Below are 14,316 nucleotides of genomic sequence, written 5' to 3' on the forward strand. Positions count from 1 at the left end.
CCCTCGGGTCGGGCCGTCCGCTCCCGCGGTCCGACACCGGGCGCGTCCGCCTTCCGCGGTCCGAGCGAATGTATCCCTCGTCTCCTTCAATCGACTGGGTGAACCACTCGCTCAGGTGCGGGAGGGCGTGGCGACGGCGAATCCCGGTTCACGCTCCGGGAATCACCACTCGAACGTTCGGGCGGGGACGCGACCGCGCCAACTCGAAGTGCCGGACCAGCTCGGCCACCACCCGACCGGGACTGTCCCGAAGCGCACTGGGCGCGGTCGCCAGCACGATGATGCCCAGACCCTGCATTCTCGTCCGTCGCTCCAGCGTCCTCTTGTAATCGGCCGGCGAGAGGTGCCAGGCGAGCGAGTCGATCTCCCAGGCCATCGCGACCTCGTCGATCCAGCCGTCCGGACGTGCAACGAAATCGCCGTCGGCATCGACGACGTCCCGGTTGAACACCATCTCCGGCAACCCACTGCGCAGCCAGAGTTTTCGTGCATGTGCTTCCGGCACCGAATGCACGTTCGCCGTGACCTCCTGCAGCACCTTCCGCGGGAACGCCGAACCTCGGCCGCTACCGGCCTCGAGTTCCTCCGACAACTGGGGCACCGTCGCTGCTCCACGCTGCACGACTTCCGCGATCAGCGCGCGGGTCGCGTCGAGTGTCGGGCACCGGCGTGCCGCGTCGAGAACGGCGCGAACGAGCGGCGCGCAGCGAAGCCCTCGACGCCCCACCTGTTCCGGCATGCGATGCGTACGTTCCACCAATACGAATCCATTCGATTGGACGCGCTGTGCCGCCGGGAGCAGAATGTGGGCGCCGTCCCCGGCACTGTCGAATCCGTACTCGCGGAGAGCTGCACGCCCGGTCAGGATTGCCGTGTCACCGCTGTACATCAGTGCCGCGACGGATCGCTGGCGGTCCGTCAGCCGCCCGTTCCTCAGGTGGATGACCCCGGGGAGAACACGCTCCCAAGGACCACCCGGCCCGCATCTGTCGTGGATTGCCGAACCCGACACCCCGATGCTCCGCAGCGTCGAGTCCGCGATGATCCCGCGGTTCGCGATCCGAAGCAGTGCTTCGGGGTCCCCTGCCCATTCTCCTCGTCTCATGCACCGATCATGCTGTGTCCTCGGCGACCTCGGTGCCCTCGATGCCGCATCTGTGGATGGATCGCGCGCCTGTGGACAAACTCCCCGCGCGGGTTGTCCCACCCGCTCGGTCCGAGCGAGTGGTACACCGAGTCGGCTGAAGGAGACGAGGGATACATTCGCTCGGACCGCCGGGGCGGAACCGAACATCGGACCCGGGGCGGGGAGCGAAAGTCAGCCCAGTACGACGTCTGCCAGCGACCTCACGTGCTCGGCGTCGCGGCACGCTACGAGCAGCATCGTCACCCCCGCGTCCTCCCAGCGGCGTACGCCCTCGCGCACTTCGTCCCGATTGCCGATGATCATCGTCTCGGTGACCATTTCGTCCGGAATCGCAGCGGCCGCTTCGTCTTTGCGTCCCGACCGGAACAGTGCGGTCACTTCGTCGACGACCGCGTCGTAGCCCATCCGGCGGTACACCTGGGCGTGGAAGTTCAGTTCGGGGGCGCCCATTCCGCCGATGTAGAGCGCCATGATCGGTTTCTGCGCTGCGAGGGTGGCGGCCGTGTCGTCGGTGACGACGACCTGGCAGGTCGCGGCGACCTCGAAGTCCTCGCGGGTGCGCCGGGCGCCGGGGCGGGCGAAGCCCTCGTCGAGCCATTTGTTGTACATGGGTGCCAGGCGCGGCGAGTAGTAGATGGCGAGCCAGCCGTCGGCGATCTCTGCGGTGAGGGCCACGTTCTTCGGTCCCTCGGCGCCGAGCCAGATCGGGATGTCGGCGCGCAACGGGTGGGTGATCGGCTTGAGCGGTTTGCCGAGTCCGCTGGCGCCTTCGCCGGTGTAGGGCATCGGGTAGTGCGGGCCGTCGCTCGTCACCGGTTCCTTGCGCTCCAGGACCTTCCTCACGATGTCGACGTATTCGCGGGTGCGGGCGAGCGGCTTCGCGAACGGTTGGCCGTACCAGCCTTCGACGACCTGCGGTCCGGACACGCCGAGGCCGAGAATGTGCCGGCCGCCGCTGAGGTGGTCGAGGGTCAGCGACGCCATCGCTGTGGCGGTGGGCGTGCGCGCCGACAACTGGACGACGGAGGTGCCCAGGCGAACTCGTTCGGTTTCCGATCCCCACCATGCGAGCGGGGTGTACGCGTCCGACCCCCAGGACTCCGCGGTGAAGATCGCGTCGTAGCCGGCGGCTTCGGCTGCGGTAACGAGTTCCGGTGCGTTCGCGGGCGGTTGTGCGCCCCAGTAGCCGAGCTGCAATCCCAGTTTCATCTGGCACCTTTCGCGATGGATACCGGTGTGGAACCGGCCTGGTCGGACGCTACCCTTGCCTCAAATCCTAGAACCTGTTCTACTCGAAGTTGTGAGCCTGGGAAAGAGCGCGGTTGTCGAGCCACCGCTGAGCGCACCACTGAATCTGAAGTTCGACTACACCCGATCCACCGGACCGACCGTGGGAGCCTTCGTCACAGGTCTGCGCGACGGCCGGATCGTGGGGGCACGCGGATCCGACGGGCGGGTGCTCGTTCCGCCGCCGGAGTACGACCCGGTCACCCACGAACCGTTGCTGGATTTGGTGGAGGTCGGGCAGTCCGGGACGGTCGTCAGCTGGACGTGGAACGCGCTTCCGCTTCCGGGCCAGCCGTTCGACCGTCCGTTCGCGTGGGCGTTCATTCGCCTCGACGGCTCCGACTCCTCGATCCTGCACGCCGTCGACGTGACCTCCCCCGAGGACATCGAGACCGGCATGCGCGTGCGGGTGCGCTGGGCCGCAGAGCGTGTCGGCAGCATCAACGACATCGCGGCGTTCGAGCCCGGTGAGGCCACCGACGCGGCATCGGCCGACGAGGGTGAGCCGGTCACGATGATCACCACTCCGGTCGACCTGCACTACAAGCACACCGCCTCGGCCGAGGAGTCCTACTACCTGCGCGGCCTGGCCGAAGGCAAGCTCATCGGCGGCCGCACCGGTCCGGGCGATCCGGTCTACGTTCCACCTCGCGGCTCGAGCCCGACCGACGGCATCCCGACCAAGGAACAGGTGGAGCTGTCCGACAAGGGCACGGTCACGACGTTCTGCATCGTCAACGTGCCGTTCCTGGGCCAGCAGATCAAGCCGCCGTACGTCGCGGCGTACGTCCTGCTCGACGGCGCGGACATCCCGTTCCTGCACCTGATCCTCGAGTGCGATGCCGCAGATGTGCGCATGGGCATGCGAGTCCAGGCCAAGTGGCGACCGCGCGAGGAGTGGGGCCACACCCTGCGCAACATCGAATACTTCCGTCCCACGGGCGAACCCGACGCGGACTACGACACCTTCAAACACCACCTCTAGGGAGCACCGGGAACCATGACAGACATCGCAGTCGTCGGCTTCGCCCACGCACCCCACGTGCGTGAAACCACCGGCACCACCAACGGCGTCGAAATGCTCATTCCGTGCTTCCAGGAGTTGTACGAGACACTCGGAATCACCAAGTCCGACATCGGGTTCTGGTGCTCGGGATCGTCCGACTATCTGGCCGGCCGGGCCTTCTCGTTCATCTCGGCGATCGACGCGATCGGTGCCGTGCCGCCCATCAACGAATCGCACGTCGAGATGGACGCGGCCTGGGCCCTGTACGAGGCGTGGGTCAAGCTCATCACCGGCGAGGTCGACACCGCGCTCGTGTACGGCTTCGGCAAGTCCTCCGCGGGCACGCTGCGTCGCACGCTCACCATGCAGCTCGACCCCTACCTGGTCGCACCGCTCGGTGTCGACTCGGTCTCCCTCGCCGGCCTGCAGGCCCGTTCGGGTCTCGAATCCGGCAAGTGGACCGAACGCCAGATGGCCGAGATCGCGGTCCGCAGCCGGGCCGCCGCCAAGAACAACCCGAAGGCGCAGCTCAGCGGCGACCTCGATCTCGAGGAGCTGCTCGCGCAGCCGTTCGTCGCCGATCCGCTGCGCAGGCACGACTGCGCACCCGTCACCGACGGGGCCGCCGCCGTCGTGCTGGCATCCGGCGACCGCGCCCGCGAACTGTGCGAGAACCCGGCCTGGATCACGGGTATCGAGCACCGCATCGACTCACCGAACCTCGGCGCCCGCGACCTCACCGTCGCCCCGTCCGCGCAGGCCGCGGCCCGGGCCGTGACCGGTGGCGACACCGCCTTCGACATCGCAGAACTGCACGCGCCGTTCACCCATCAGGAGCTGATCCTGCGCGAGGCCATCGGTCTGGACGACTCCACCGTGATCAACCCGTCGGGCGGCCCGCTGACCGGCAACCCGATGTTCTCCGGCGGCCTCGAGCGCATCGGATACGCCGCGCAGGCGATCATCGACGGACGCGCGGGCCGCGCACTCGCACATGCGACGAGCGGTCCTGTGCTGCAACAGAATCTGGTAGCCGTTCTGGAGGGACGTAACTGACATGGCCAAGCAACCGGCAGCGGTCCTCGGTACGGGGCAGACCCACTACGTCGCCAAGCGGCACGACGTCTCCATGTCCGGTCTGGTCCGTGAGGCCATCGACCGCGCCATGCTCGACGCACAGGTCGGCTGGGACGACATCGACGCCGTCGTCATCGGTAAGGCACCCGACCTGTTCGAGGGCTCGATGATGCCCGAACTCGCGATGGTCGACGCGATCGGCGCGACCGGCAAGCCCATGCTGCGCGTGCACACCGCCGGCTCCGTCGGCGGCTCCACCGCGAACGTCGCGGCCAGCCTCGTGCAGTCCGGCGTGCACCGTCGCGTGCTGGCCGTCTCGTGGGAGAAGCAGTCCGAATCGAACGCGATGTGGGCGCTGTCCACACCCGTTCCGTTCACGATGCCCGTCGGGGCGGGCGCCGGCGGCTACTTCGCCCCGCACGTACGCTCCTACATCCGTCGTTCCGGCGCGCCCGAGCACATCGGCGCGATGGTCGCGGTCAAGGACCGACTCAACGGCGCCAAGAACCCGTACGCGCATCTCAAGCAGCCCGACATCACCCTCGAATCGGTGCAGGCATCCCAGATGCTGTGGGACCCGATCCGTTACGACGAGACCTGTCCCTCCTCCGACGGTGCGTGCGCCGTCGTGATCGGTGACGCCGACACCGCAGCGGCACGCGAAGCCGCCGGGCACAAGGTCGCGTGGATCCACTCGACGGCGATGCGCACCGAACCGACCACCTACGCCGGTCGAGACCAGGTGAATCCGCAGGCCGGTCGTGTCGCGGCGGCCGCGCTGTGGAAGGACGCGGGCATCACCGATCCGATCACCGAGATCGACTGCGCCGAGATCTACGTGCCGTTCTCGTGGTTCGAGCCGATGTGGCTCGAGAACCTCGGCTTTGCCGAGGAAGGTTCCGGGTGGAAGCTCACCGAGGCCGGTGACACCGCGATCGGTGGTCGTATCCCACTGAACATGTCGGGTGGCGTGCTGTCGTCGAACCCGATCGGCGCGTCCGGCATGATCCGCTTCGCGGAGGCCGCGATCCAGGTGATGGACAAGGCCGGCGACCATCAGGTCGAAGGCGCACGCAAGGCGCTCGGCCACGCGTACGGTGGTGGATCCCAGTACTTCTCGATGTGGGTCGTCTCTTCCGAGCGGCCTTCGCACTAGAAGGGACAGCTTCATGGTGAAGTTCTCCGTCGGTGTCGCGATGACACCGCTGGACCAGCTCCCCGAACTCGCGCGGACCGCCGAGGAGTGCGGGTTCTCGTCGATCGCGCTGCCGGATTCGTTGTTCTTCATGGAGAAGCAGACGGTCGACTACCCGTACACGCCGGACGGGTCGCGGATGTGGACCGAGGACACCCCGTGGGTCGATCCGCTGATCGCGGCCGCCGCGATGGGGGCGGTGACGTCCACGATCGGGTTCTACACGCAGGTACTCAAACTGGGTTCCCGGAATCCGGTGCTGCTGGCCCGGCAGGTGGGGTCGGTCGCGAACCTCACCGGCAACCGGTTCGGTTTCGGCGTCGGAATCGGCTGGGCACCCGAGGAGTTCGAGTGGTGCGGTGCGCCGTACGCGAAGCGGGGCAAGCGCGTCGACGAGATGATCGAGGTCATCAAGCTGATCCTCGGCGGCGGCATGGTCGAGCACCACGGCGAGTTCTTCGACTTCGCCCGGTTGCAGATGAGTCCGGCACCGAGCAAGCCCGTGCCGTTCTACGTCGGCGGTCACACCGACGTGGCGCTGCGTCGCGCGGCGCGCGTCGGTGACGGCTGGACGTCCGCGATGATCAAGTTCGACGACCTGGTCGCCGTGATCGACCGGTTGCGGGTGCTGCGCGCCGAATACGGCCGCAGCGACCTTCCGTTCGAGATCCAGGTCGTGTCCGTCGACCGGTTCGGTTCGTCCGGCTACGCCGAACTCGCCGACGCCGGGGTCACCGACATCATCACCGTGCCGTGGATCTTCGACGGCCACGGCTTCGACTCTCCCCTGGAAGCGAAGAAGGAATCTTTGCATCGCTTCGCGGACAAGTACATTCACGGAAAGGGCGCTGCATGAGCGAGGAACATCCCGCACGGATCGCGGCGCGGGCGTCGCAGACCGCGGCGAGCGCACGACGCAAGGACCAGTGGCTGGCGCTGTTCGCCGAGAACGGGTGTGTCGAAGACCCGGTCGGCCCGTCCGGTTTCGACCCGGAGGGCAAGGGCCACCACGGCCGGGACGCGATCGCGGCGTTCTACGACATGACGATCGCGAACACCGAGAGGCTCGAGTTCCTCGTCGACGACGTGCTGGTGTGCGGCGACGAGTGCGTCAATATCGGCACGATCCGGACGACGCTGGCCGGCACCGTCATCGACGCCGAGGGTGTGTTCGTGTATCGGGTCGACGGCGACGGCAAGATCGTGTCGTTGCGGGCGTTCTGGGAGGTCGAGCGGGCCATGAAAACGGCTCGCCCCGTCGAATAGCCGGTACCCTCGGTCCATGACCGTGGCCGGGATCGTTCTCGCTGCAGGGGACGGCTCGCGGTTGGGTGGTCGCGCGAAAGCGCTTCTACCCCACCGTGGCCGTCCCCTTCTGCTCACCGTCGTCGATGCACTGCGCGCGGGCGGTTGCGACGAGGTCGTGGTGGTCGTCGGCGCGTTCGGCGACGAGGTGGCCGCGCAGTGCGGTGCGGGTGTCACCGCCGTTCGCAATCCGGAGTGGGCTGCGGGCATGTCGACGTCTCTGCGGGCGGGTGTCGATGCGGCCGGAGATCACGGCACGGTGGCATTGACCGTGGTCGACTTCCCCGGCATCACAGCCGAACTCGTACGGACCGTGCTGTCGGCGCACGAACCGGGAACGGTGACGCTGCCGGTGTTCGGCGACCGGCCGGGACATCCCGTCGTGTTCGACCGTACCGACGCGGTCGCCGCCGCCGATCAGGCAGCCGGCGACGAGGGTGCCAGGTCGTTCCTGGCCCGGAACCGTGACCGTGTGCGTCGACTCGACTGCTCGGCGCTGGCCGACGCCGCGGACATCGACACCCCCGAGGACCTGCACCGCTTGGGCTGATCAACCCCTCGCGGCATCTGCGCACCCAACCCGACCAATAATTGACTTATTAGTCAATCAATATATACGCTCGGGACATGGCACGTACGGTCGACCACGAACTCCAGGCGCGGCGCCGCTCCACAATCCTCGACGCCGCAACGATGCTGTTCGCCGAACGCGGCTTCGACGCCACACCCGTGACCGCGATCGCAAAGGCCGCCGGAGTCAGCTCCGGCACGGTCTTCCACTACTTCGGCGACAAACGCGGACTGTTCCGGGCGATCTTCGAACAGGACCTGCCGGAGTCGCGCGAACTTGTCGAGCGCTTCCGAGTCGCCGACGACCCGCTGGCCGCGATCCTCGACATGGTGGCCGAACTCGTTGCTCCGTCGGAGAATCCGGCGTCGGCAGGCCTTGTGGTGGAGGTGATCCGGCAGGTCGCACACGACCCGGAACTCGCGCACGTGCTGAACGAAACCGACGCTGTCGTCCACGCGGGCCTGCGCGATCTTCTGGTCCGCGCCCACGACCGGATCGACCCCGCGCTCGATCCCGACGCGGCCGCCACGTGGATCCATGCGATCACCGACTCGGCATTCCTCTACGCGGACAACCCGACGGCGACCGCGCCCGTCGAGACCCTGCGCACGATCGTTCTGCGTTACCTGACCGGACACAGAAAGGAGCACCACCATGACGATGCGTGACGACGCGACCCGTGTCCACGTCTCCTACGCCCTTCCCACACTTCTGGCGGTCGCGTGCACCGCAGCAGGTACCGGACTCGGCTTCGTCGCTCCCCCGTTGTCACGGTGGGCTGTCGAAACCTTGCCGGCGGTCCCCGGACCACTCGAGCTCCTCGCCGAGCTCACCGCAGCCTGGACCGTCCCGATTCTCACCGCCGTCGGGGTCGTCGCGGGAACAGCGCTCGCTGCGACCGTGGTCGCCGAAGCCCTCGCCCTCACCGTCGATTCCGGTGGCGTGCTGCTCGACCAGAACGACGACGAGTTGTAGATCCCCCGCGCCAAGGCGCACGCCGTGTTCCTCGACGACCGCGCCTCCCACCAGGAGTTCCGGTACCTCGAGCAGCCCCGAAACGGTTGATGGGGACCTTCGTTCGGATTCTCCGAACCAAGGTCCCCATCACCGGGGAATGCGGGCGTCAGTGCTTGACCGGGCAGCCACCCTCGGTCTTGTAGTCGACCTGGAATTCCTTGATGCCGTTGAGCCAGGCGGAGCGCAGTCGCTTGGGATCGGCGACCTTCGTGATGTCCGGGACGAGATCGGCGATCGCGTTGAAGATGATCTCGATCTCCATGCGGGCCAGGTTCGCGCCGAGGCAGAAGTGCGCGCCCGTGCCTCCGAAGGCCAAGTGCGGGTTGGGATCACGCAGGATGTTGAATTCCCGCGGGTTCTCGAACACTTCCTCGTCGTTGTTCGCCGACGCGTAGAGCATCACGACGCGGTCGCCCTTGGCGATCTTCTGGCCGCCGAGCTCGGTGTCCTCGAGGGCGGTGCGCTGGAACGAGGTGACCGGCGTGGCCCAGCGGATGATCTCGTCGACCGCGGTCTTCGGGCGGTCGCGCTTGAAGATCTCCCACTGGTCGGGGTTCTCGAGGAACGCGAGCATGCCGTGCGTCGTGGCGTTGCGGGTGGTCTCGTTGCCGGCGACCGCGAGGACGATGAAGAAGAAGCCGAATTCCTCGGGAGAGAGCTCGTCGCCGTCGATGTCGGCTTCGATGAGCTTGGTGACGATGTCGTCGGCCGGGCATTCCTTACGGGCAGCGGCCATCTGGTACGCGTAACCGAGAACCTCCATCGACGCCATCGCGGGGTCGGCGGTGTTGTCGGGGTCGTCGTAGCCGGTCATCTGGTTCGACCACTCGAAGATCTTGGTGCGATCCTCCTGCGGCACACCGATGAGATCGGCGATCGCCTGCAGCGGCAGTTCCGCCGCGACCTGGGTGACGAAGTCGCCACTGCCCTCCTCGGCGGCCGCCCCGACGATCGTGCGGGCGCGGGCCTCGAGATCGTCGCGCAACGCGTTGATGGCGCGGGGGGTGAAACCGCGGGCGACGAGCTTGCGGAGCTTGGTGTGCTCGGGGGCGTCCTTGTTGAGGAGGACGTGGCGCTGCAGCTCGATGTTCGCGCGCTCCATGTCGTCGCTGAAGCGCGGGATCGCGGTGTTCTCCCAGTTGGAGAACACGTCGCTGCGACGGGAGACCTCGCGGACCTCCTCGTGCCGGGAAACCACCCAGAAGCCGTCGTCGTGGAAGCCACCCTTGTCGGGGGACTTCTTGTTCCACCAGACCGGCGCCGTGCGGCGCAGCTCGGCGAACTCTTCGAACGGCATGCGCCCTTCGTAGAGGTCGGGGTCGGTGAAGTCGATGTCTTCGGGAATGTTGGGCTGCGCCGTCACTGAACTCTCTCCTGCCCTGGGCCGGTACACCACGCCGACGTCATTTGTAACACGTTCTAGATCCATTCAAACACGGGCGGGCCGACATGCCAAGGATCCCGTGGCTCCCGCTCGGTCGGACTCGCCTTGTCCAACTGCGGAACCTGTTCTATTTTGCGAAGACAGGACCAGAAAGGAGCCCGCCGTGGGCACACCAGTCATCGTCGAGGCGGCACGCACCCCGATCGGCAAGCGCGGCGGCTGGCTCGCCGGCCTGCACGCCGCCGAGATCCTCGGTGCCGCACAGAGCGGCCTCGTCGAACGTGCCGGCATCGACCCGACTCTCGTGGAGCAGGTGATCGGCGGCTGTGTCACCCAGGCCGGTGCCCAGTCGAACAACATCACGCGCACCGCCTGGTTGCACGCCGGACTGCCCTGGCAGGTCGGCGCCACCACCATCGACTGCCAGTGCGGCTCCGCGCAGCAGGCCAACCACCTCATCGCCGGACTCATCGCGACCGGCGCCATCGACGCCGGCATCGCCTGCGGGGTCGAAGCGATGACGCAGGTTCCGTTGGGCGCCAATGTCGGTGAGCATGCCGGGCCGCGTCGCCCGGCGTCGTGGAACATCGACATGCCCGACCAGTTCGGCGCCGCGGAGCGCATCGCCCGCCGCCGCGGCATCACCCGCGAGGACGTCGACGCCCTCGGTGTGCGGTCGCAGGCACTGGCGAAGCAGGCATGGGAGGAGGGCCGCTTCGACCGCGAGGTGCTGCAGGTCGTCGCGCCCGTCGTCGACAAGGAAGGCAACCTCACCGGCGAGAAGCAGACCGTCAGCCGCGACCAGGGTCTGCGCGACACCACCGCCGAATCGCTCGGCAAGCTCAAGGCCGTGGTGGACGGCGGTGTGCACACCGCCGGCACATCGTCGCAGATCTCCGACGGTGCCGCCGCGGTGCTTCTCATGGACGAGGACAGGGCCAGGGCACTCGGCTTGAAGCCGCGCGCCCGCATCGTCGCGCAGGCACTCGTCGGCGCCGAACCCGAGTTCCACCTGGACGGCCCGGTGCAGGCGACCGCGAAGGTCCTGGAGAAGGCCGGGATGAGCATCGACGACCTGGACCTGTTCGAGGTCAACGAGGCGTTCGCGTCGGTGCTGCTGTCGTGGGCGCAGGTGCACGGCCCGGACATGGACAAGGTCAACGTCAACGGCGGCGCGATCGCCCTCGGCCACCCGGTCGGCTCGACCGGCTCGCGCCTGATCACGACCGCCCTGCACGAGCTCGAACGCCGGGACGCCTCGACCGCGCTGATCTCGATGTGCGCCGGTGGCGCGCTCGCGACCGGCACCATCATCGAGCGGATCTGAGATGAGCACCCCACCCGCTGCGCCGGCCGGCCTGGACTCGAAGTGGACCGTGTCGATCATCAAATGGATGTCACGGGCGAACGTGACGGCGTACCGGGCCACCGGTGGCCGGATCGGCGGAAAGTGGCGGGTGGGCAGCGCATTTCCCTGGGGAATACCGGTGTGTCTGCTGACCACCACGGGCCGGAAGACGGGGCAGCCACGGACGTTGCCCCTGCTGTTCCTCGAGGACGGCGACCGGGTCGTGCTGGTCGCCTCCCAGGGCGGGCTGCCGAAGCATCCGCTGTGGTTCCGCAACATTCAGGCGAACCCCGAGGTGACGGTCCAGATCCGGTCGCGGGTACGCACGATGAAGGCCCGGGTCGCGACGACGGAGGAACGTGCCGCGTACTGGCCGAAGCTCGTCGCTCTGTACCCGGACTTCGACAAGTACCAGTCGTGGACGGACCGGACGATCCCGGTCGTCGTGTGCGATTGACCTTCGCCTCTTCCCACGTGGCGGGAACCGGCAATACTGGAGGAGGTTCTGCCAGCTCTCGAGAAGGGATGTCACTCCATGACAACCACGAACCATGATCAGGTCCTCGACCGCCGCGAGATCGCCGCGGCCCTGTTGCGCGCGCTCGAACGCCGCCACGAGGTACTCGATGCCATCGTCGAGAGCAACGATCGCTCCGAGGCCGTCGCCACGATCGCTCAACTGCTCGACACGAACGAGTTGTGCGCGGAGGCCGTGCTGAACCTGCCGTTCCGGCGGCTGACGAAGGCCGAGCGCAAGAAGATCCGCGAGGAACTCGAGGATCTCGACGCCGTGCTCACCTGGACACCGGCCGAACGTCCCTACGCGACAGGCGCGCATTTCCGGTTGCGTCCGTTCACCCACAGCGATGAGGACCGCTCACTGTTCGCGGAGCGGTGCGCCGAGACCCTCGGCGACAACAGCGACCCCAAGGTCGACGCCGAGCGGGAGGCGGGCGAGTCCCGAATCGACGACGAGGCTGCCGTGTGGCTGGTCGCCGAGGACCTGTCCGGTGCCGAGCCCAAGAGCGTCGGGTTCGCGTTCGGTGAGCTCAACGGCAACGAGGTCGACGTCGCGATCTGGGTGCGGTCGGATCTGCGCAAGCAGGGTTACGGCACCGCGACCCTCAAGCAGGCCCGCACCGAACTGGCCGCGTATTTCCCGGGGTCGACGCTGATCGTCCGCACCCCCGCTTAGCAACCCCTCGTGCGGGGTTCCGGCAGCGCCCGCTACCGGAACCCCGCACGAGTCGTTTATGCGCCGTAGACCGGAGTCGGCGGCTGGGCTTCGGCGATCAGCTTCTCGACGACCGGGCCGAGCTCCTTCGGATCCCAGCGCTCGCCCTTGTCCACGACGTCACCGTGGCGCCAGCCGTCGGCCACCGACACCTTGCCGCCCTCGACCTCGAACACTCGGCCCGTGACATCCTTGGATTCGGCGCTGCCGAGCCACACCACCAGCGGCGAGACGTTCTCCGGCGCCATCGCGTCGAAGCCCTCCTCCGGCGCGGCCATCATCTCGGCCATCGCACCACCGGCACCGACGGTCATGCGGGTCCGCGCGGACGGCGCGATCGCGTTGACGGTCACGCCGTAACGGGCGAACTCTGCGGCGGCCTGGATCGTCAGCGCGGCGATGCCCGCCTTGGCCGCGGCGTAGTTGCCCTGGCCGATGCTGCCCATCAGACCCGCACCGGAGCTGGTGTTGATGATCCGGGCATCGACGGGGTTACCGGCCTTGGACTCGCCGCGCCAGTACGTCATCGCGTGCCGCATCGGCGCGAAATGCCCCTTGAGGTGCACGCGGGTGACCAGGTCCCACTCGTCTTCGCTCATGTTCGCGAGCATGCGGTCGCGGAGGAACCCGGCGTTGTTGACCAGAACGTCGAGGCGCCCGAAGTTGTCGAGTGCGGTCTTGATCAGGTTCGCGGCGCCGTCCCAGTCGGCGACGTCGTCGCCGTTGACCACGGCGTCGCCGCCGGCCGCGCGGATCTCCTCGACGACCTGCTCCCCCGGGCTCTCACCGGTTGCCGAGCCGTCGCCGCCGACACCGATGTCGTTGACGACGACCTTGGCGCCTTCCGCGGCGAACGCCAGCGCGTGGGCCCGGCCGAGCCCGCGCCCGGCGCCCGTCACGATGACGACGCGACCGTCCAGCAGTCCACTCACTTTGTCTCCTTCGTTCGGGCCGCTGCCAGGTAGGCAGGGCTTTCCCCGCCGCCGTGCACGGTCAGGGTCGATCCGCTGACATATGCCGCCAGCGGGGATGCGAGAAACGCGGCGCAGTTGCCGATGTCATCGGGGGTGGCGAGCCGTCCCGCCGGCACGGTCGCGCCGACCGCGGCGATACCGTCGTCGTCGCCGTAGAACAGGTGCGACTGCTCGGTGTGGACCATGCCGACCACGACGGAGTTCACCCGGACCTTCGGTGCCCACTCGACGCCGAGGGTCGACGACAGGCTGTCGAGCCCGGCCTTCGCCGCACCGTAGGCCGCCGTGCCCGGTGTCGGCCGGTGCGCGCTCACGCTCGAGATGTTGACGATCGAGCCGCCGCCCTCCTGCTGCTGCATCACCGCGTTGGCGGCCTGCGCGACGATCAGCGGTGCGAGCAGGTTGAGCTCGACGATCTTGGCGTGGAACTTGGCGCTCGCGTCGGCGGCGAGGGCGAACGGCGATCCGCCGGCATTGTTGACCAGCACGTCGAGCTTGCCGTGGCGGGCCACGATGGTGTCGACGAGTTCGCGGACCCTGTCGGGGTCGCGCACATCGCATTCGAGGAATTCGGCGGCGCGGCCGTCGATCTCGATGTCGTGGTCGGGCCGGGTGCGCGCACACGTCACGACGGTCGCGCCTGCCCGCAGGAACGTGCGGGTGATGCCGGCGCCGACGCCGCGCACACCTCCGGTGATCAGTACTACTGCGCCGTCGAGTCCCAGATCCATCCGTGCCTCCGCTTCGATTCGTGCGCCCGATTCCGCGGGG

At 67.8% G+C, this 14,316-nt stretch carries 16 protein-coding genes; 11 read left to right on the forward strand and 5 right to left on the reverse strand.

Annotation, left to right across the window (positions count from 1 at the left end; all coding sequences use genetic code 11):
* Positions 1–148 precede the first annotated feature (148 nt).
* Entirely contained in the window at positions 149–1,105 is a 957-nt protein-coding gene (locus A8G15_RS03430) for a hypothetical protein (RefSeq protein WP_068155342.1), read from the reverse strand.
* A 213-nt stretch (positions 1,106–1,318) separates the two neighbouring features.
* A complete protein-coding gene (locus tag A8G15_RS03435) occupies positions 1,319–2,356 on the reverse strand; it encodes an LLM class F420-dependent oxidoreductase (protein WP_068155344.1) in 1,038 nt (345 codons plus the stop codon).
* A gap of 91 nt (positions 2,357–2,447) precedes the next feature.
* Between A8G15_RS03435 and A8G15_RS03440 the strand changes: the two genes are divergently transcribed.
* The 8 genes from A8G15_RS03440 (at position 2,448) to A8G15_RS03475 (ending at position 8,563) form a co-directional block, all read left to right on the forward strand.
* Positions 2,448–3,419 carry a Zn-ribbon domain-containing OB-fold protein gene (locus A8G15_RS03440; RefSeq protein WP_068155346.1) on the forward strand — a complete coding sequence of 324 codons (972 nt, stop codon included), beginning with the start codon at positions 2,448–2,450 and terminating at the stop codon, positions 3,417–3,419.
* Positions 3,420–3,434: 15 nt separating this feature from the next.
* Entirely contained in the window at positions 3,435–4,496 is a 1,062-nt protein-coding gene (locus A8G15_RS03445) for a thiolase domain-containing protein (RefSeq protein WP_068155348.1), read from the forward strand.
* Between the two features lies 1 nt (position 4,497).
* A complete protein-coding gene (locus tag A8G15_RS03450; RefSeq protein ID WP_068155350.1) occupies positions 4,498–5,673 on the forward strand; it encodes a thiolase domain-containing protein in 1,176 nt (391 codons plus the stop codon).
* Between the two features lie 16 nt (positions 5,674–5,689).
* On the forward strand, positions 5,690–6,568 hold the full coding sequence (locus tag A8G15_RS03455) for a TIGR03619 family F420-dependent LLM class oxidoreductase (RefSeq protein WP_211270111.1): 879 nt from the start codon (positions 5,690–5,692) through the stop codon (positions 6,566–6,568).
* Complete coding sequence (locus A8G15_RS03460) at positions 6,565–6,978, forward strand: nuclear transport factor 2 family protein (RefSeq protein ID WP_068155354.1); 414 nt, start codon at positions 6,565–6,567, stop codon at positions 6,976–6,978. The genes A8G15_RS03455 and A8G15_RS03460 overlap by 4 nt, the downstream gene beginning before the upstream one ends.
* Positions 6,979–6,994: 16 nt before the next feature.
* Positions 6,995–7,567, forward strand: a complete 573-nt coding sequence (locus tag A8G15_RS03465; protein WP_068155356.1) for a nucleotidyltransferase family protein — start codon at positions 6,995–6,997, stop codon at positions 7,565–7,567.
* Positions 7,568–7,644: 77 nt separating this feature from the next.
* A complete protein-coding gene (locus A8G15_RS03470; protein ID WP_068155358.1) occupies positions 7,645–8,256 on the forward strand; it encodes a TetR/AcrR family transcriptional regulator in 612 nt (203 codons plus the stop codon).
* Positions 8,243–8,563, forward strand: a complete 321-nt coding sequence (locus A8G15_RS03475; RefSeq protein ID WP_068155361.1) for a YqeB family protein — start codon at positions 8,243–8,245, stop codon at positions 8,561–8,563. Before A8G15_RS03470 ends, A8G15_RS03475 begins: the two co-directional genes overlap by 14 nt.
* Positions 8,564–8,711: 148 nt before the next feature.
* Here the strand turns inward: A8G15_RS03475 and A8G15_RS03480 are convergent, their stop codons facing one another.
* Positions 8,712–10,034, reverse strand: coding sequence for a cytochrome P450 (locus A8G15_RS03480; RefSeq protein ID WP_082899631.1), 1,323 nt, complete (start codon positions 10,032–10,034; stop codon positions 8,712–8,714).
* Between the two features lie 118 nt (positions 10,035–10,152).
* Between A8G15_RS03480 and A8G15_RS03485 the strand changes: the two genes are divergently transcribed.
* The 3 genes from A8G15_RS03485 to A8G15_RS03495 all read left to right on the forward strand — a co-directional run bounded on the left by A8G15_RS03485 (position 10,153) and on the right by A8G15_RS03495 (position 12,532).
* The gene (locus tag A8G15_RS03485; RefSeq protein ID WP_068155364.1) at positions 10,153–11,316 is read left to right on the forward strand and encodes a steroid 3-ketoacyl-CoA thiolase; all 1,164 of its coding nucleotides are present in this window, start codon (positions 10,153–10,155) and stop codon (positions 11,314–11,316) included.
* A 1-nt stretch (position 11,317) separates the two neighbouring features.
* The gene (locus tag A8G15_RS03490; RefSeq protein ID WP_068155365.1) at positions 11,318–11,794 is read left to right on the forward strand and encodes a nitroreductase family deazaflavin-dependent oxidoreductase; all 477 of its coding nucleotides are present in this window, start codon (positions 11,318–11,320) and stop codon (positions 11,792–11,794) included.
* A gap of 78 nt (positions 11,795–11,872) precedes the next feature.
* Complete coding sequence (locus tag A8G15_RS03495; protein ID WP_068155368.1) at positions 11,873–12,532, forward strand: GNAT family N-acetyltransferase; 660 nt, start codon at positions 11,873–11,875, stop codon at positions 12,530–12,532.
* Positions 12,533–12,588: 56 nt separating this feature from the next.
* Here the strand turns inward: A8G15_RS03495 and A8G15_RS03500 are convergent, their stop codons facing one another.
* Positions 12,589–13,503 carry an SDR family oxidoreductase gene (locus tag A8G15_RS03500; protein ID WP_068155370.1) on the reverse strand — a complete coding sequence of 305 codons (915 nt, stop codon included), beginning with the start codon at positions 13,501–13,503 and terminating at the stop codon, positions 12,589–12,591.
* Positions 13,500–14,276 carry an SDR family oxidoreductase gene (locus A8G15_RS03505; protein WP_068155662.1) on the reverse strand — a complete coding sequence of 259 codons (777 nt, stop codon included), beginning with the start codon at positions 14,274–14,276 and terminating at the stop codon, positions 13,500–13,502. The genes A8G15_RS03500 and A8G15_RS03505 overlap by 4 nt, the downstream gene beginning before the upstream one ends.
* Positions 14,277–14,316: the final 40 nt, after the last annotated feature.

This window comes from Rhodococcus phenolicus, assembly GCF_001646785.1.
GTDB lineage: Bacteria > Actinomycetota > Actinomycetes > Mycobacteriales > Mycobacteriaceae > Rhodococcus > Rhodococcus phenolicus.